We start from the raw sequence: 16511 nt of genomic DNA, 5'->3' as shown, positions 1-16511 counted from the left end.
GAGGTAGTAGCGTCGTCCATGGACCTGTTTCGAAGTGACCCCGTTGCCCAGCCATTGGCCGCGCGCTTGCGCCCGGCTAACCTGGACGAGTACGTCGGCCAGCAGCACTTGCTGGCGCGCGGCAAGCCGCTGCGCGAGGCACTGGAGCAGGGTGCGCTGCACTCGATGATCTTCTGGGGCCCGCCGGGGGTGGGCAAGACCACCCTGGCGCGGCTGCTGGCGCAGTTCTGCGAGGCGCACTTCGAGACCGTGTCGGCGGTGCTGGCCGGGGTCAAGGAGATCCGCCAGGCGGTGGAAATCGCCAAGCAGCAGGCGGCCCAGTACGGGCGGCGCACCATCCTGTTCGTGGATGAAGTGCACCGTTTCAACAAATCGCAACAGGACGCCTTCCTGCCCTATGTGGAAGACGGCACGCTGATTTTCATCGGTGCGACCACCGAGAACCCCTCGTTCGAGCTCAACAACGCACTGCTTTCGCGCGCGCGCGTGTACGTGCTCAAGAGCTTGGACGAGGCTGCGCTGCACCGGCTGGTGCAGCGCGCCCTCACTGAAGAGCGCGGCCTGGGCAAGCGTCAACTGAGCCTGGGCGATGAAGCCTTCAAGATGCTGCTGGCCGCTGCCGATGGCGATGGCCGGCGCCTGCTGAATTTGCTGGAGAACGCCTCCGACCTGGCCGAAGATGGCAGCGAGATCGGCGTGGAGCTGCTGCAGAGCCTGCTGGGTGACACGCGTCGCCGTTTCGACAAGGGCGGCGAAGCCTTCTACGATCAGATCTCTGCGCTGCACAAGTCGGTGCGTGGCTCCAACCCCGATGGCGCGTTGTACTGGTTCGCGCGCATGCTCGATGGCGGCTGCGACCCGCTGTACCTGGCGCGGCGCGTGGTGCGCATGGCCAGCGAAGACATCGGCAACGCCGACCCGCGTGCGCTGAGCCTGTGCCTGGCCGCCTGGGACGTGCAGGAGCGCCTGGGTAGCCCCGAGGGCGAGCTGGCGGTGGCCCAGGCCATTACCTACCTGGCCTGCGCGCCGAAGAGCAACGCGGTGTACATGGGCTTCAAGACCGCCCTGCGCGAGGCGGCCGAGCATGGCTCGCTGGAAGTGCCGTTGCACCTGCGCAATGCGCCGACCAAACTGATGAAGCAGCTAGGCTATGGCGATGAATACCGCTACGCCCACGACGAGCCGGACGCCTATGCCGCTGGCGAGGACTATTTCCCGGACGAACTCGAGCCGCGTCAGTACTACCAGCCCGTGCCCCGTGGCCTGGAGCTTAAGATCGGCGAGAAGCTGCGCCACCTGGCCGAACTCGACCGGTTGAGCCCGCGGCAACGGAGAAAACCGTGATTGTGCTGGTCGCCGCCGTCAGTGCGGGGGGTATTGCCGGCACCTTGCTGCGCTTTGCCGCGGGCAATTGGGTCAATGCGCACTGGCCACGCCACTTCTATCTCGGTACGCTGGCGGTCAACCTGATTGGCTGCCTGCTGATCGGCTTGCTCTACGGGCTGTTTGTGCATCGCCCACTGGTGCCGGTCGAACTGCGCGCAGGCCTGATCGTCGGCTTCCTTGGCGGCCTGACGACCTTTTCATCCTTTTCCATGGACACCGTGCGCCTGCTCGAAAGCGGGCAAGCCCCACTGGCGTTCGGCTACGCCACGCTCAGCGTGGTGGGTGGCCTGCTCGCCACCTGGGCCGGCTTGTCCTTGACCAAATTCTGAACCAACGAGAAAACGATATGCTCGATTCCCAACTGTTACGCGGCCAACTTCAGGAAGTGGCGGACCGCCTGGCCTCCCGTGGCTTCAGCCTGGATGTCGCGCGCATCGAAGCACTTGAAGAGCGCCGCAAGTCTGTGCAGACCCGCACCGAACAGCTGCAGGCCGAGCGTAACGCCCGTTCCAAGTCCATCGGCCAGGCCAAGGCCAAGGGCGAAGACATCGCCCCGCTGATGGCAGACGTCGAACGCATGGCCGCCGAACTGGCTGCCGGCAAGGTCGAGCTGGATGGTATTCGCGAAGAGCTGGACTCGATCCTGCTGACCATCCCCAACCTGCCGGACGCCAGCGTACCGGTTGGTGAAGATGAGGAAGGCAACGTCGAAGTACGCCGCTGGGGCACCCCGCGCGCCTTCGATTTCGCCATCCAGGACCACGTAGCCCTCGGTGAGCGCAACGGCTACCTCGATTTCGAGACCGCCGCCAAGCTGTCGGGCGCACGCTTTGCCCTGCTGCGTGGCCCGATCGCACGCCTGCACCGCGCGCTGGCACAGTTCATGATCAACCTGCACACTGCCGAGCACGGCTACGAAGAGGCCTACACCCCTTACCTGGTACAGGCTCCGGCGCTGCAAGGCACCGGCCAGTTGCCCAAGTTCGAGGAAGACCTGTTCAAGATCAGCCGCGAAGGCGAGGCCGACTTCTACCTGATCCCGACCGCCGAAGTGTCGCTGACCAACATCGTGGCTGGCGAGATCGTCGATGCCAAGCAACTGCCGATCAAGTTCGTCGCCCATACCCCGTGCTTCCGTAGCGAAGCTGGCGCGTCGGGCCGCGACACCCGCGGCATGATCCGTCAGCACCAGTTCGACAAGGTCGAGATGGTGCAGGTGGTCGAGCCGGGCAAATCCATGGAGGCCCTCGAAGGCCTGACCGCCAACGCCGAGCGTGTATTGCAGTTGCTCGAGCTGCCGTACCGCGTACTGGCGCTGTGCACCGGCGACATGGGCTTCAGCGCCGTGAAAACCTACGACCTCGAAGTGTGGGTGCCGAGCCAGGACAAGTACCGCGAGATCTCCTCGTGCTCCAACTGCGGTGACTTCCAGGCGCGTCGCATGCAGGCGCGCTGGCGCAACCCGGAAACCGGCAAGCCGGAACTGGTGCACACCCTCAATGGTTCGGGCCTGGCGGTAGGTCGTACCTTGGTGGCGGTGCTTGAGAACTACCAGCAGGCCGACGGTTCGATCCGTGTACCTGAGGTGCTCAAGCCTTACATGGGCGGCCTGGAGATCATCGGCTAAATGGAGTTCCTGCCGCTGTTCCACAACCTGCGGGGCAGCCAGGTGCTGGTCGTGGGTGGGGGCGAGATTGCCTTGCGCAAGTCTCGCCTGCTGGCCGATGCCGGCGCTGTACTGCGCGTGGTCGCGCCCGAAATCGAAGGGCAACTGGCCGAGCTTGCGCGCACCAGTGGCGGTCAGACGCTGGCCCGTGGTTACCAGCAAAGCGACCTGGAGGGTTGCCAGCTGATCATTGCGGCCACCGATGACCAGGCGCTCAACGCCCAGGTATCGGCCGATGCCCGTCAACGCTGCGTGCCGGTCAACGTGGTGGATGCGCCAGCCTTGTGCACGGTGATCTTCCCGGCCATCGTCGACCGTTCGCCATTGGTGGTGGCGGTGTCCAGTGGCGGCGATGCGCCGGTGCTGGCCCGCCTGATCCGGGCCAAGCTGGAAACCTGGATTCCGGCGGCCTACGGCGAGCTGGCTGGCCTGGCGGCGCGCTTTCGCCATCGGGTCAAGGAGCTGTACCCGGACGTGAACCAGCGCCGCGGCTTCTGGGAAGATGTATTCCAGGGCCCGATTGCCGAGCGCCAGCTGGCCGGGCAGGGCGCCGAAGCCGAACGCCTGTTGCAGGCCAAGGTGGACGGTGCTTTGCCGCACACTTCGGGTGAGGTGTACCTGGTCGGCGCTGGGCCGGGTGACCCGGACCTGCTGACCTTCCGTGCGCTGCGCCTGATGCAGCAGGCCGATGTGGTGCTGTACGACCGTCTGGTGGCCCCTGCGATCATCGAGCTGTGCCGGCGCGATGCCGAACGCATTTATGTCGGCAAGCGCCGCGCCGACCACAGCGTGCCGCAGGACCAGATCAACCAGCTGCTGATCGACCTGGCCAAGCAGGGCAAGCGGGTGTTGCGTCTGAAGGGCGGCGACCCGTTCATCTTCGGCCGTGGTGGCGAAGAGATCGAAGAGCTGGCCGAGCAGGGCATCCCGTTCCAGGTGGTACCGGGCATTACTGCGGCCAGCGGCTGTTCGGCGTATGCCGGTATTCCGCTGACCCACCGCGACTATGCGCAATCGGTGCGCTTCGTCACCGGCCACCTCAAGGACGGCACCAGCAACTTGCCGTGGCACGACCTGGTGTCACCGGCGCAGACGCTGGTGTTCTACATGGGGCTGGTGGGTTTGCCGACCATCTGTGCCGAGCTGATTCGCCATGGTCGTTCGGCGGACACGCCGGCGGCGCTGGTTCAGCAGGGCACCACGGTCAACCAGCGGGTGTTCACCGGCACCTTGGCCGACTTGCCGCAACTGGTGGCGGAGCATGAAGTGCATGCGCCGACGCTGGTGATCGTGGGCGAAGTGGTGCAGCTTCGCGAGAAGCTGGCCTGGTTCGAAGGCGCTCAGTAAAAAAGCTTCGCTGGCAAGCCAGCTCCCACAGGGACGCCATCGATCTTGAGGACGATGAGTTACCTGTGGGAGCTGGCTTGCCAGCGAAGGCGTCCTCAAGACCTGCTCAGAAACTGGTCTTGTCCCAGATCCCTCGCCCTTCAAGGCGTTCCCGGTCGTGGGCTGCCGTAAAGTCCTGCAACGGCCCTTTGGGCACAATCCCGTTCGGGTTGATGGTCTTGTGACTCATGTAATAGTGATGCTGGATATGCGCCATGTTCACCGTCTCGGCCACGCCTGGCCACTGATACAGCTCCCTCAGCCAGTTCGACAGGTTCGGGTAATCGGCGATGCGTCGCAGGTTGCACTTGAAGTGCCCTTGGTACACCGCATCAAAGCGAATCAGCGTGGTAAACAGCCGCCAGTCGGCCTCGGTCAGGTACTCGCCCGCCAGATAACGCTGCGTGTGCAGTAGCTGCTCCAGCGCATCAAGCTCGCTGAACAGCTCGTCGAACGCCTGCTCATACGCCTGCTGCGTGGTCGCAAAGCCTGCGCGATACACACCGTTGTTCACTGCCGGATACACCCGCTCGTTGATCGCATCAATGCTGGTGCGCAGCGCTTCGGGGTACAGGTCGAGGCGATTGCTGGTCAGCCCGTCAAAGGCGGTGTTGAAGAGGCGGATGATCTCGGCCGACTCGTTGTTGACGATGCGCTGCTCCTGCTTGTCCCACAGCACGGGTACCGTAACGCGGCCGCTGTAGTGCGGGTCGTCGCGTGTATAGCGCTGGTGCAGGAAGTCGAGACTGTCGAGCGCGTCGCCTGTCGAGCCGAGCGCCTTGTCGAAGGTCCAGCCGTTTTCACCCATCAGCCAGCTGACTACCGACACGTCGATTAGTTTGTCCAGGCCCTTGAGCTTGCGAAAGATCAGCGTGCGATGTGCCCACGGGCAGGCCAGCGACACATACAGGTGATAGCGCCCGGCCTCGGCGGCCGGCAGCTGGTTGCGGCGTTGCGCATTTTCGCGCTGGAAGGCGCCGTCTTTGCTGCTTTCATACCACTGGTCATGCCAGCGGCCGTCGATCAACAGGCCCATGGTTCTCTCCTTGGCGATTCATTCAACTTGGAGCCCAGTGTACGGGCTCAAGTTCGAACGAATAGCGCAAAGCATGGGCGTTTATGATCGGCTTTCTCGATGGGTTGCCTAGCTAAGGCGGGCAGCCCACCATTGCTGTGCCTGTGTGAACGCTGCCTCGGGGGAGTGCCCCAGGCCGCGCAGCGCCAGGGCCATGGTCGCCACCAGGGCCATTTCGCCATAGCTGTCGCCGGATTCGCCGCGCCATACCGCCAGCAGGTGTGATACCTCCAGGCTGGCCGGTTTGACATGGCGCTGGGCCGACTGCTGCGGCCATTCCTCGTCCCACTCTTCGCCGTTTGCGGTACCGTACAGATGGCTGGTGGCGTCGGGGTTGATCTCGATCTCGCCGCCGTCACCCTTGACCACGATGGCCATGTCGCCCAGCAGGCGGCTGGCTTCGCGGTGCACCGCCTGGTAGCCGGGGTGGAAGATGCTCTGCAGGCCGCAGCGAGCACCCAGCGGGTTGAGCACCCGGGCCAGCGAGTGGATCGGCGAGCGCAGGCCCAGGGTGTTGCGCAGGTCGATCATGCGTTGCAGGCGCGGCGCCCAGTCCTGCAGCGGGATGAAGGCGATGCGCTGCGCCTCCAGAGCGTCGGCCACGCTGTCCCAATCGCGGCACAGGGGAATCTGTACCTGCTCCAGCACCTGCTCGGTGTACAGGCGCCCGGAGGTGTGCGCGCCGCCGCCGTGCAGCAGGATGCGGATGCCATTGTTGGCCAGGCACTTGGCGGCCAACAAAAACCATGGCAGGTGACGCTTTTTACCGGCGTAGCTCGGCCAGTCGAGGTCGAGCGCAATCGGTGGCGCCTGTACGCGCTGGCGCACGGCTTCGGTAAACCCGGCCAACTCCTCGGGGCTTTCTTCCTTGTGCCGCAGCAGCATCAGGAAGGCGCCCAACTGGGTGTCTTCGACCTTGCCGTCGAGCAGCATGCCCATGGCTTCGCGGGCTTCTTCACGGGTCAGGCCGCGCGCGCCGCGCTTGCCCTTGCCCAGAATACGTACGAACTGGGCAAACGGGTGTTCGGCCGGGGTTTCGGTGATCAGCGGGCTGGGTTCGGTCATATGCAGTTGGTCGGCTTGGGCAGGCCCGCGAGCTTCGCGGCGAGTTTGGCGGGAGTGCCGTTGAACAGGCGGTTCAGGTGCAGGCTGTTGCCTTTGTCCGGGCCCAGCTTCAAGGCGGTGTACTTGATCAGCGGGCGCGTGGCGGGCGACAGCTCGAACTCCTGGTAGAACTGGCGCAGCAACGCCAGCACTTCCCAGTGTTCAGCGGTCAGGCTCAGGCCTTCGCGGGCGGCCAGGGCCTCGGCAACGGGGGCGGACCAGTCTTGCAGGTCGACCAGAAAGCCGTCCTTGTCCAGCGCGATGTCGCGCGCGTCGACTGTCAGGGTGTTCATAGCCAGCTGTTGACCTTGTCGTAGGCCAGTGACAGGCCTACGAACGCCGGGTAGTCGGTGGCCTGGGCGATGCCGCTGTGGATGCCCCGCGCCTGCAGGTCTTCATCGAGGGCGAACAGGCGCGACACCAGGCCAGCGGCCTGCAATGCCTTGAGCGGCGCACTGTCGGGTTGCAGCGCGTACACCGCGTCGCCGCACAGCAACAGCGCGTCCTGGCTGCCGAGCAGGCGCAGGCAGCTGCTCAGGCGGTCGTCGCCAAACGGCGAGTGGGAAATGACATGCAGGGTGCTCATCAGAGGGTTACCACCTGGTCAAAACGGTCGATCAGCGCCGCCAGCGCGTGGTCATCGAGTACCTCGACCTCCAGCGTCAGGCTGTCGGCGGCCAGGCCGCGCGCCTGCAAACTGCTCGCGGCGGCGAACAGCGCTTCTACACCGAACATCGGCAAGGCTTGCAGGTTGGCGGCCAGGTTCTTCTGTTGTACGTGCGAAGGCTGCTGCGCGGGGGCCAGCTGGAACACGCCGTCATCCAGAAACAGCATGCCCAAGGGCAGGTCGAAAGCGCCGCCGGCCAGCGCGATGTCCAGCGCTTCACGCGCCGAGGGGCCGGCCCAGGGGGCTTGACGGCTGATGATCAGCAGTGACTTGGCCATCTCAATCGCCTCCGAAGCAGACCAGGCGGTCGGCGGTTTGTGCGGCTTCATGCAATTGCCCAAGGCCGGATAGCTCCCAGGGCGCGGGCAGGTTCACTGCGGGGCGCTGGTAGCGTTGCGCTTCTTCGGCGTTCAGCACGCCGCGGCGCAGGGCAGCGGCGATGCACACCACGGCATCAAGCTTGTGCTCGGTGACAAAGGCGCGCCACTGGGTCGGTACGTCCAGTTCGTCCTGAGGCGAGACCACATTGGCCGAGGCGCTGTGCACGCCGTCCTGATAGAAAAACAGCCGCACGATCTCGTGCCCGCTGGCCAGTGCTGCCTGCGCGAACAGCAGGGCGCGGCGCGAGGAGGGCGCGTGTCCGGGGGAAAAAACTGCTAGGGCGAACTTCATGGTGTGCTCTGTCAGCAAAACTGCGCCCATGATAAAGCAAAAAGCCGGCGCCTGTAGGCGCGGCCTTGCTGGCGAAAGGCCGCAACGCGACCTGATCGAGACTCAGGCCCGTGGCTTGGCCTCAGGCAGGAACCAGTTCAGCACCAGCGCGCAGATCCCGCCGGTAGCTACACCCGATTCCAGTACATTGCGCAGTGCCGACGGCATGTGCGCGAGGAACTCCGGCACCTGTGCCACGCCCAGGCCCAGTGCCAGCGACACGGCGATGATCAGCAGCGCGCGGCGATCCAGGCTGATGCTGGCCAGGATATTGATGCCCGAGGCGGCAACCGCCCCGAACATCACCATTGCGGCGCCACCCAGCACCGGCTCTGGCACAGCCTGGATCACGCCGGCCACGCTTGGGAACAGCCCCAGGATCACCAGCATCGCGGCGATCCAGATGCCGATATGACGGCTGGCGATACCGGTCAGCTGGATTACCCCGTTGTTCTGTGCGAACACCGAGCTTGGGAAGGTATTGAACACGCCGGCCAGCAGCGAGTTGGCGCCGTTGACCAGCACGCCGCCCTTGATGCGCTGCATCCACAGCGGGCCTTCGACGGGTTGGCGCGAGACCTTGCTGGTGGCGGTAACATCGCCGATGGCCTCTAGCGAGGTCACCAGGTAGATCACCAGCATCGGGATGAACAGTGCCCACGAGAAGCCCAGGCCGAAGTGCAGCGGTACGGGCACCTGGAATACAGCGGCTTCATGCATGCCGGTGAAGTCCAGGCGGTCCAGATAGCCTGCCAGCGCGTAGCCCACGGCCAGTGCGATCACGATGGCGCAGCTGCGCATCCACACCACGGGAATACGGTTGAGCACTACGATAATTGCCAGTACAACGCCCGACAGCAGCAGGTTTTCGCCGTTGGCGAAGGTGCCGGTGGCCATGGCGCCGAAACCGCCGCCCATGCTGATCAGGCCGACCTTGATCAGCGTCAGGCCGATCATCAGCACCACGATACCGGTCACCAGCGGGGTGATCAGGCGTTTGACGAAGGGCAGGATGCGCGAAATGCCCATCTCCACGAAGGAGCCAGCGATCACCACACCGAAGATGGCGGCCATCACACCTTCTACCGGCGTGCCTTGCTTGACCATCAGTGCGCCGCCGGCGATCAGTGGGCCGACGAAATTGAAGCTGGTGCCTTGCACGATCAGCAGCCCGGCGCCGAAGGGCCCGAAGCGGCGGCATTGCACGAAGGTCGCGATACCGGAGATGACCAGCGACATCGACACGATCAGGTTGGTGTCGCGGGCGGACACGCCCAGGGCCTGGCAGATCAGCAGGCCTGGGGTCACGATTGGCACGATGATCGCCAGCAGGTGTTGCAGTGCGGCGAGCAGGGCGATGAGCGGGCGAGGCCGGTCTTCCAGGCCCAGGACCAGTTCGTTGGCCTGTGCGGGCGCTTGTTCGAGTGAGCTCATGGGTAATGCTGCCCCGGGCAGAAAAAAGGAGCGCATTCTACGGGGCGCACGGGGATTGGGGTAGCCCACGTTGCCAGCATTGTTTGGAGCGTTGGCCGGCACCGTCCGCTTCTGTCCGCAGAGCGTAGAAGCCGGCGTTGCCGGCGACTGAGCGCAAAGCCTCAATCGGGCACCCACAAAAAAGCCCGCCGAAGCGGGCTTTCTCACATACTCAACAACTCATCCCGCAATCAGTCATCGCGGCTCATCAAGCCAAACAGTTGCAGCAGGCTCACGAACAGGTTGTAGATCGACACATACAGGCTGATGGTCGCCATGATGTAATTACGCTCACCGCCGTGGATGATCGCACTGGTCTGGAACAGGATGCATACCGACGAGAACAGCACGAAGCCGGCGCTGATCGCCAGTTGCAGGCCGCTGATCTGGAAGAAGAAGCTGGCAATCACCGCGCCCATCAGCACGAAGAAGCCGGCGGTGATGAAGCCGCCCAGGAAGCTCATGTCCTTGCGGGTAATCAGCACATACGCCGACAGGCCGCCAAACACCAGCGCAGTCATGGCGAATGCCGAGCTGACCACTTCAGCGCCGCGGCCATCCCCAGGTAGCGGTTGAGGATAGGGCCGAGCAGGAAGCCCATGAAACCGGTCAGTGCGAAGGTGGAGACCAGGCCCCATACCGAGTCACGCAGCTTGTTGGTGAGGAAGAACAGGCCATAGAAGCCGATCAGCACCACGAAGATGTTCGGGTAGCCGACGCGCATCTGTTGGGCCACGTAGGCCATGACACCACTGAAAGCGAGGGTGATGGCCAGCAGGCCATAGGTGTTGCGCAGGACGCGGCTGACCTCTTGCTGTTCGACCTGCAGGCCGTGGTTGACGGCGTAATCCTGTTCGCGCATGGCGACACTCCTGTGGGTTTGAAACGTTCAGATGCAAAGATCATAACAGACGTCTGCAAAGCGGCCACCTAGAGAGTTTGACAGCTTGTTTCATTTCGGTATTATGGCGGCCGCAATACGAAGGAAGCGTGGCCGAGTGGTTTAAGGCAACGGTCTTGAAAACCGTCGATGGGCAACTATCCTAGAGTTCGAATCTCTACGCTTCCGCCATATTATTTTCATCAAAGCCCTGATCGTTCAGGGCTTTTTTGTGCGCGCTATTTGCCAGCGCCCGCCCGGCTCGCTGCATTGCAGTGCCGCCATTTCGAGCTTTTCCCACGGACATGACCGTAGTGTGAAAAGCCGGAGCGATGGTGGCGCATAGATATCATGACGATGTAGCATCCGCGCTTTGTCATCGACATGGATGAGCTGCTCATGGAGCTTCTGGCATTAATTGCGTTTATTACAGCTTTTGTCCTGTTGGTTAAAAACACCAAGGCGAAGGGGCTGATCAGTCAACTGAAAATGGAGTTGGCCGCCAGGCAGAGCGATCTCAAAGTCACTGAGGATGAGGTGGCTTCCTTACTCCTGCAACTTCAGCAGAAGGTGAAGGAACTAGAGCGTTTCAAAAGTATCGTGGACGCCGAAGCCGAGGCTGCGCGAATTCTGGGAGAGACCCAGACCGAACGTGGCCGTCTTCTGCAGCAGGCGCAATCGAAGGTGGAGCAGGCCGAAAGCCGACTGAAGCAAGCCATCGCCGATGCAGAAAAGATCGTTGCAAACGCCCAAGAGCGTGCCAAGGAAGTGGCCGGAGAGGCCTTTGAGGCCATGGGTAAGGCCAAGCACTACGCTGACGCTGCCCAGGCCATGAAAAATGTCATCGAGGGGTATGGCGATGCTTATATTGTCCCCACCTACAACCTCTTGGATGACCTGGCAGAGGAATTTGGTTTCGCTGAAGCCGGCCAGGAACTCAAGGCGGCTAGAGAATACACACGGCTTATGGTCAAGACTGGCAGGGCTGCAGCCTGTGAGTATGTGGAAACGAATCGACGCGAAACTGCTTTGCGGTTTGTAGTAGATGCCTTCAATGGCAAGGTCGACTCGATTCTCTCCCGATCCAAATCTGACAACCACGGCAAGCTCGAGCAGGAGATCCGCGACGCAGCAGCTCTGGTAAACCTTAATGGTGCACCGTTTCGTAACGCCCGTATCACTGATGAATACCTCATCTCACGATTGGAAGAGCTACGCTGGGCGGTGACGGCAAAACTGCTGAAAGAGCAGGAGCGTGAAGAGCAGCGTCAGTTGCGCGAGCAAATCCGGGAAGAAGAAAAGGCTCGCCGCGAGTAGAACGAGCCATCAAGGACGCGGCCAAGGAGGAATCCACGCTGCGCAAGGCACTGGAAAAAGCCCAGGACCAGGTAGCCGCTGCCAGCGCTGCAGAGCGTGCCGAGTTCGAAGCGCGTCTGGCGTCGCTTCAAGCGCAGTTACAGGCCGCCGAGGAAAAAAATCAACGCGCACTTTCCATGGCTCAGCAAACCCGCGCTGGCCATGTGTACGTCATCTCCAATGTCGGCTCGTTCGGTGAGCACGTCTTCAAGATCGGCATGACGCGCCGTTTGGAACCACTGGATCGTGTGCGTGAACTTGGTGATGCAAGCGTACCTTTCGAGTTTGACGTTCACGCAATGATTTTCAGTGATGACGCGCCCGGCCTTGAGAAAAAGCTCCACCGCCACTTCCTGCGTGAGCAGGTGAACAAGGTCAATCCCCGCAAGGAGTTCTTCCGGATTGGTCTGCCCGCCATTCGTTCAGAGCTCGAGGAGCTTGGGGTCGAGACGCAATGGACGATGAGCGCCAAGTCGCTCGAGTTCAAGGAAACGAAACGCATCGAACAGCAGATTATCGATAGTCCGGCTATTGCTGCGCAGTGGACGCGTCATCAGTTGGAGGTGGAAGAGACAATTGAACAGTCCGAGGAGGACGCGTTGGCCACGGCCTAGAGCGGGTGGCGCAGGCTAAGCCCCCCGCTCCCACAGAGACAAGGGTACGCGGCGTATCCTTGTCTGGCAGTTGCTTTCAACTTAACAATTTCGCTCTATGATAGCCCCCTTTTTCATCAGGACGATGATGCCCCCATGGCCAAGCGAAAACGCAAGACGCTCCCCAAGGACTTCGACGAGCTTCTGGAGCAAGCCTCCTTCGCCGAGCTGGTCGCCGTATTTGACGCGTGCGAGCTTGAAGCCACCGGCGGTTACAGCAAAAGCACCGCCCTGGGCTTCTACAACTGTCCCGACGAACTGGCCCGCTGGCTAGTGGAGCAGGGCGCAGATATCAATGCCCGCGATACCTACCAGCGCACGCCTTTGCACCATCGCAGTTCCAGCTGGCTCGGCTGCGTCGACCTGCTGCTGGACCTGGGGGCCGACATCGAGGCCCAGGATTATCAGGGCGACACCCCGTTGCATGCCGCCGCCAAAAGCCACAAGGCCGACGCCATCGCTGCCCTGATCCGCCGTGGCGCCAGCATCGATGCTAGTAGCCGCCAGGGGCACAACGTACTGCACATCGCCCTGGCCACCACCCGCAACGCCGATATCGAGGCCACTGCGAAAATCGCCCAGACCCTGCTGGTGGCTGGGCTGCAGCGCGATGACGCGATGCTTGCTGAAGTGCAACGCATCGGTCGTGAGTTCGCGTTTCACCGCGCCACCTTCAACCCGGACTACCTCGAATCAACCGACGTCGCCCTGACCAGCCTCTACCGCCTTTTCGACGCCACACCCGCTGCCTCACGCAACGTTCACGACGGTCAGGCTGCCATCATCGTCACCGACGGTGTCTGGCACGATCAGCACCAACAGTTGTGGGAACTGCTGGTGCCATCCACCGGCCCGGCGGCGACGGTGCAGGGTGAAGTAATCCGCATCAGCGGCCGGATCTCCCGCGAGATACACCACAACGGCTCGGCCAACTGGGACGCCGATTTCAAGGCGATGTTGGCGGCGTTGCTCGCCCACCTGGGCAGCGCTACACCTTTGCCTGATCACGAACTTGCTGAAGCACAAGCGCTGGCTGCTGCCCTGCGCGCTGGTCACGACGATACGCAACAGACCGATCGACTCTGTGCGCTGGCCGTGCGCTGGGTCATCGCCAATCCGCAGCCTGAGCCCCTGGCGGCGCCTGCCTACCGCAGGTAAGGCACAAGCGGCCACACCCTCCAGTCATCCGAAGTAACTAGAGAAAACATGATCACTATCCAAGAGCTCAACGAATTCGCCCGTAACCCGGAAATGACCGACTGCGTATCGCAGGTATGGGGATTGATCGGGCAGCATTTCGAGCAGGCGCAGGCCAGCTTGCCGCCTGAAAAGGCCATGCCGCGTCGCGAGTTGTCGTTCCATGAGGATGTGCGCCTGCTCGGCTATCTGTCTGCACTGATTACCGAGCTGCCGGGTGACGTCGTGGAAATCGGCGTGTGGAAGGGCAAGTCGTTGATGCTGATGAATGAGGTGAGCAACCGCGAGCGTCGCATCATTGGTATCGACCCGTTCGCGTTGCCAAACCAGTTCGAAGAATTCAGCCACTACAAGGAGCTGCTGCTGCCAAACGCATTGGTTATCCGCGGCTTTTCAGAGCTGTGCGCCGAGCGCTTCTACAATCTTTCACCCCAGGTTGCGCTGTTGCATATCGACGGTGGCCACGACGGTCGCAACGTGTTGCTGGATTTCCTGCTGTACTCGCCAAGTGTGGTGCCGGGTGGGTTTATCGTGTTTGACGATTACCGCGACTTTACCCACTCGCCCGAGGTGGGCCCTGCGGTCGACCTGCTCAGGGCCGCCGGTTACTTCAAGGGTTTCAACGTGCTGGGCAGCGTATATGGCTTCGAGAGCAGTTACGTACTACAGCGCGTGTGAGTGTGGATGGCGATGCCGGGGCAGTCAGGCATCGCCAGCACCGTTGTGCCAGCAGGCTGGGCCACGCCGCAGCACTGGAAGGGTGGCGCAAAACAGTTTCCCTGGATGATGGCGTATTGATACAGTCCGCCCCGCAAATTTCCAAGGATAGAAGCCCAAATGAAACACATGATTTTTTTCGCGGTCATCGCGGCCAGTGCCGCCATGAGTGGTTGCGTCGTTCAAAGCACCTACAGCAAGACGATTGCTGTTACCAAGGACGCTGAGGGCAAAGTGGTACAGACCGTCGAAACCGAAACGGTCGTGCAGCCTGCACAAGGCTACCCAATGCGCCTGCAGCTCATCAAAGGCATTCAGCCCAATTGAAATAGCGCTGTGTACGCAGAGCCCGCCATGAGCGGGCTTTTTAATACCCGAACAAGCGCTATAGCCATCCATCACCTATCCACGGCGGGGCTGCTGCAGTTTGCCATCCGGCTCCACTCGGTAGGCTAGTTGCCACGCCACCGCGCCGTGCTCTCGGCATAACTGATGGCCCCAGCCATTCGCCAGGTTGTTTTCGATTTCATAGGCGCGCCACTGCGTCATGGCATGGCTGTCGATGTGCTGTGGCTTTTATTCGAGCAGCTAGGCAACCGCACTGAGGAACTGGCCGTGTGAGAACACCGCGATGTGCTGAGCCGGATGCGCTGCGAGGCGCTCCAGAAATGATTGCGCCCGGGCAACGAAAGCATAAATGACCCTGCCCCCTCACCGTCGCTATAGCAGGGCTGCGCCCTGTTCCAGTACACCTGCACCCAACCCTGGCGCTGAGCCACGGTCGTGCCCATACACCGTGCGGGGTCAAGGTCGGTGAATTCTTCGATGGGCCACGTTTCGAACGGGACACCGGGGTACATCGCGGCAGTCGCCCGCGCAGTGTCTTGGGCGCGGGAGAAGGCAGATGCGACAATCCGCGCAGGGGCGTGATCGAAGGAGCGCGCCACACATTGCGCTTGGCCAATGCCTTTGTCCGTCAGCGGGATACTTGCGTGGTCTCGGCTCGCAGCGCCGGCGTTCGCTGCGCTCTCGCCGTGACGGGGCAGCCTGACGGTTTTCACAGGGTTGGTTTCATCTAATGGGAGAGTGCAGGCTTAACTGGGCCGGTGCCAATAGGCGCTTTTCTTTGATCAGTGTGCCTGTGTTTCCATTACTTGAGCGCCCGGAGCATAGCCAGTGCTTGCCGTGCCCTCGCATCGAGATAGATAGAGCCTCGATAGTGGCGATCATTTCTCCATAAAATCGCCCACGTAACAGATTTCGCCACAGCGCTTTGTCAGCTGAGAGATTTTGAGTAGTTGATTTGCTTTCTCCGGTGATCACCAATAATAAAATGCCAGGACCGAGAACTCCGGGTTAACTACGCCTATGAAAATATGTAGGCGATCATCCAGTACGGAATAGCTCAACTTCCTGTGCTCGTGGAGTAGTAGATAGCACTCAGCCTCAAAGGCGTTGGTGTCGTGCAGGTTTTGGGATTTTCCCCACGTCAGCAATGGTCTTTTCCTACAAGATGGTAGTAGAAAATCCACGATAATTAAGTTTGTTTTCTTACGTTGGTGGAGAAGGTTTTTTCGGTGGTAGAAAATTATTTAATAGTCAAAATTAAAATGGACAGTCCCTGCCAATAAGGCAGATGGTCAAGGAGATACCATGCAGGGCATGCTAAAGAATAACTTTCTGATCCTCGCGGTGGTGATAGCTGCTGCTTTGTTCTCTCGGCCTTCGCTTTTCTGGGGAAATTTGCAGGCTCTGAGGTTACCGTTCTGCGAGGCCAAGTTGCCGAGCCGTGGGGGTTTATGATGGCGCCACTTTAAATGTGCTGGGTGGTGAGACAAGTATATCGATGTGTATGGCTCGACGCTGAATATGCATAATAGTCGGTTGTTGCCCGAGTGGGTAGGATGGATCTAATCCTAGAGGGATAAGATTATTGGGTAGTCAAGGGACCATTGTCAGCTCACGCATAGAAAACGTAAGCGCGATAGCTCTTGCGGTGGGCAATCCAACGCCTACATTAAGGATTCTACCCTGTCGACAAGCGACAAGGGGAATAAATATATTCCAACGATGACTAGTTATGAGTCTTCATTTTTTTGTTGAGGGTTCACGCATAGTAAATATGGCGTGGTCGGGGGTTGTCATTGAGGTTATAAATAGCGAGGTTTTGTTTAGGGGTAGTGATGTAAGCACTGATGGCTATATATTTTAATTGGTGGCTTTGATCAGAAGCACACCTT

The 16511-nt window shown here is 61.2% G+C and carries 16 protein-coding genes, 1 tRNA gene and 2 pseudogenes; 10 read left to right on the top strand and 9 right to left on the bottom strand.

Annotation, left to right across the window (positions count from 1 at the left end):
* The first annotated feature begins 18 nt into the window (after positions 1 to 18).
* The 4 genes from G3436_RS07945 to cysG are packed head-to-tail and all read left to right on the top strand — an operon-like array spanning position 19 to position 4399.
* On the top strand, positions 19 to 1344 hold the full coding sequence (locus G3436_RS07945) for a replication-associated recombination protein A (protein ID WP_163943310.1): 1326 nt from the start codon (positions 19 to 21) through the stop codon (positions 1342 to 1344).
* The gene (crcB, locus tag G3436_RS07940; RefSeq protein WP_163943307.1) at positions 1341 to 1715 is read left to right on the top strand and encodes a fluoride efflux transporter CrcB; all 375 of its coding nucleotides are present in this window, start codon (positions 1341 to 1343) and stop codon (positions 1713 to 1715) included. The genes G3436_RS07945 and crcB overlap by 4 nt, the downstream gene beginning before the upstream one ends.
* A 17-nt stretch (positions 1716 to 1732) precedes the next feature.
* A complete protein-coding gene (serS, locus tag G3436_RS07935) occupies positions 1733 to 3013 on the top strand; it encodes a serine--tRNA ligase (protein ID WP_163943305.1) in 1281 nt (426 codons plus the stop codon).
* Positions 3014 to 4399 (top strand): siroheme synthase CysG, encoded by a 1386-nt coding sequence (cysG, locus tag G3436_RS07930; RefSeq protein ID WP_163943302.1) that lies wholly within the window; start codon positions 3014 to 3016, stop codon positions 4397 to 4399.
* Positions 4400 to 4505: 106 nt separating this feature from the next.
* Here the strand turns inward: cysG and G3436_RS07925 are convergent, their stop codons facing one another.
* The 8 genes and pseudogenes from G3436_RS07925 to G3436_RS07890 form a co-directional block, all read right to left on the bottom strand.
* Positions 4506 to 5474 carry a glutathione S-transferase family protein gene (locus G3436_RS07925; protein ID WP_163943299.1) on the bottom strand — a complete coding sequence of 323 codons (969 nt, stop codon included), beginning with the start codon at positions 5472 to 5474 and terminating at the stop codon, positions 4506 to 4508.
* A gap of 108 nt (positions 5475 to 5582) precedes the next feature.
* Positions 5583 to 6578: a glycosyl transferase family protein gene (locus tag G3436_RS07920; RefSeq protein ID WP_163943296.1), complete on the bottom strand. Its 996-nt coding sequence runs from the start codon at positions 6576 to 6578 to the stop codon at positions 5583 to 5585.
* Entirely contained in the window at positions 6575 to 6910 is a 336-nt protein-coding gene (locus G3436_RS07915) for a TusE/DsrC/DsvC family sulfur relay protein (protein WP_163943293.1), read from the bottom strand. Before G3436_RS07915 ends, G3436_RS07920 begins: the two co-directional genes overlap by 4 nt.
* Positions 6907 to 7203 (bottom strand): sulfurtransferase complex subunit TusB, encoded by a 297-nt coding sequence (gene tusB, locus G3436_RS07910; RefSeq protein ID WP_163943290.1) that lies wholly within the window; start codon positions 7201 to 7203, stop codon positions 6907 to 6909. The genes G3436_RS07915 and tusB overlap by 4 nt, the downstream gene beginning before the upstream one ends.
* Positions 7203 to 7562 (bottom strand): sulfurtransferase complex subunit TusC, encoded by a 360-nt coding sequence (tusC, locus tag G3436_RS07905; RefSeq protein WP_163943287.1) that lies wholly within the window; start codon positions 7560 to 7562, stop codon positions 7203 to 7205. Before tusC ends, tusB begins: the two co-directional genes overlap by 1 nt.
* A 1-nt stretch (position 7563) precedes the next feature.
* A complete protein-coding gene (gene tusD / locus G3436_RS07900; protein ID WP_163943285.1) occupies positions 7564 to 7956 on the bottom strand; it encodes a sulfurtransferase complex subunit TusD in 393 nt (130 codons plus the stop codon).
* 102 nt (positions 7957 to 8058) lie between these two features.
* Positions 8059 to 9429, bottom strand: coding sequence for a nucleobase:cation symporter-2 family protein (locus G3436_RS07895; protein ID WP_163943282.1), 1371 nt, complete (start codon positions 9427 to 9429; stop codon positions 8059 to 8061).
* A 230-nt stretch (positions 9430 to 9659) separates the two neighbouring features.
* Positions 9660 to 10330, bottom strand: a pseudogene (locus G3436_RS07890) (Bax inhibitor-1/YccA family protein).
* 122 nt (positions 10331 to 10452) lie between these two features.
* Here G3436_RS07890 and G3436_RS07885 point away from each other — a divergent pair.
* The 6 genes from G3436_RS07885 (at position 10453) to G3436_RS07865 (ending at position 14598) form a co-directional block, all read left to right on the top strand.
* A tRNA-Ser gene (locus G3436_RS07885) sits at positions 10453 to 10540 on the top strand.
* A 192-nt stretch (positions 10541 to 10732) separates the two neighbouring features.
* Entirely contained in the window at positions 10733 to 11665 is a 933-nt protein-coding gene (locus G3436_RS27425; protein WP_243667054.1) for an SNIPE associated domain-containing protein, read from the top strand.
* A 176-nt stretch (positions 11666 to 11841) separates the two neighbouring features.
* Positions 11842 to 12318 (top strand): GIY-YIG nuclease family protein, encoded by a 477-nt coding sequence (locus G3436_RS27420; RefSeq protein WP_243667053.1) that lies wholly within the window; start codon positions 11842 to 11844, stop codon positions 12316 to 12318.
* 135 nt (positions 12319 to 12453) lie between these two features.
* Entirely contained in the window at positions 12454 to 13515 is a 1062-nt protein-coding gene (locus G3436_RS07875) for an ankyrin repeat domain-containing protein (RefSeq protein WP_163943279.1), read from the top strand.
* A gap of 48 nt (positions 13516 to 13563) precedes the next feature.
* The gene (locus G3436_RS07870) at positions 13564 to 14232 is read left to right on the top strand and encodes a class I SAM-dependent methyltransferase (RefSeq protein ID WP_163943276.1); all 669 of its coding nucleotides are present in this window, start codon (positions 13564 to 13566) and stop codon (positions 14230 to 14232) included.
* A gap of 168 nt (positions 14233 to 14400) precedes the next feature.
* Positions 14401 to 14598, top strand: coding sequence for a hypothetical protein (locus G3436_RS07865; RefSeq protein WP_420801187.1), 198 nt, complete (start codon positions 14401 to 14403; stop codon positions 14596 to 14598).
* A gap of 75 nt (positions 14599 to 14673) precedes the next feature.
* Here G3436_RS07865 and G3436_RS07860 read toward each other — a convergent pair.
* Positions 14674 to 15332 (bottom strand): annotated as a pseudogene (locus tag G3436_RS07860) (histidine phosphatase family protein).
* Positions 15333 to 16511 lie beyond the last annotated feature (1179 nt).

The organism is Pseudomonas brassicae, assembly GCF_010671725.1.
Lineage (GTDB): Bacteria > Pseudomonadota > Gammaproteobacteria > Pseudomonadales > Pseudomonadaceae > Aquipseudomonas > Aquipseudomonas brassicae.
This window is presented reverse-complemented; position numbering and strand designations above follow the sequence as displayed.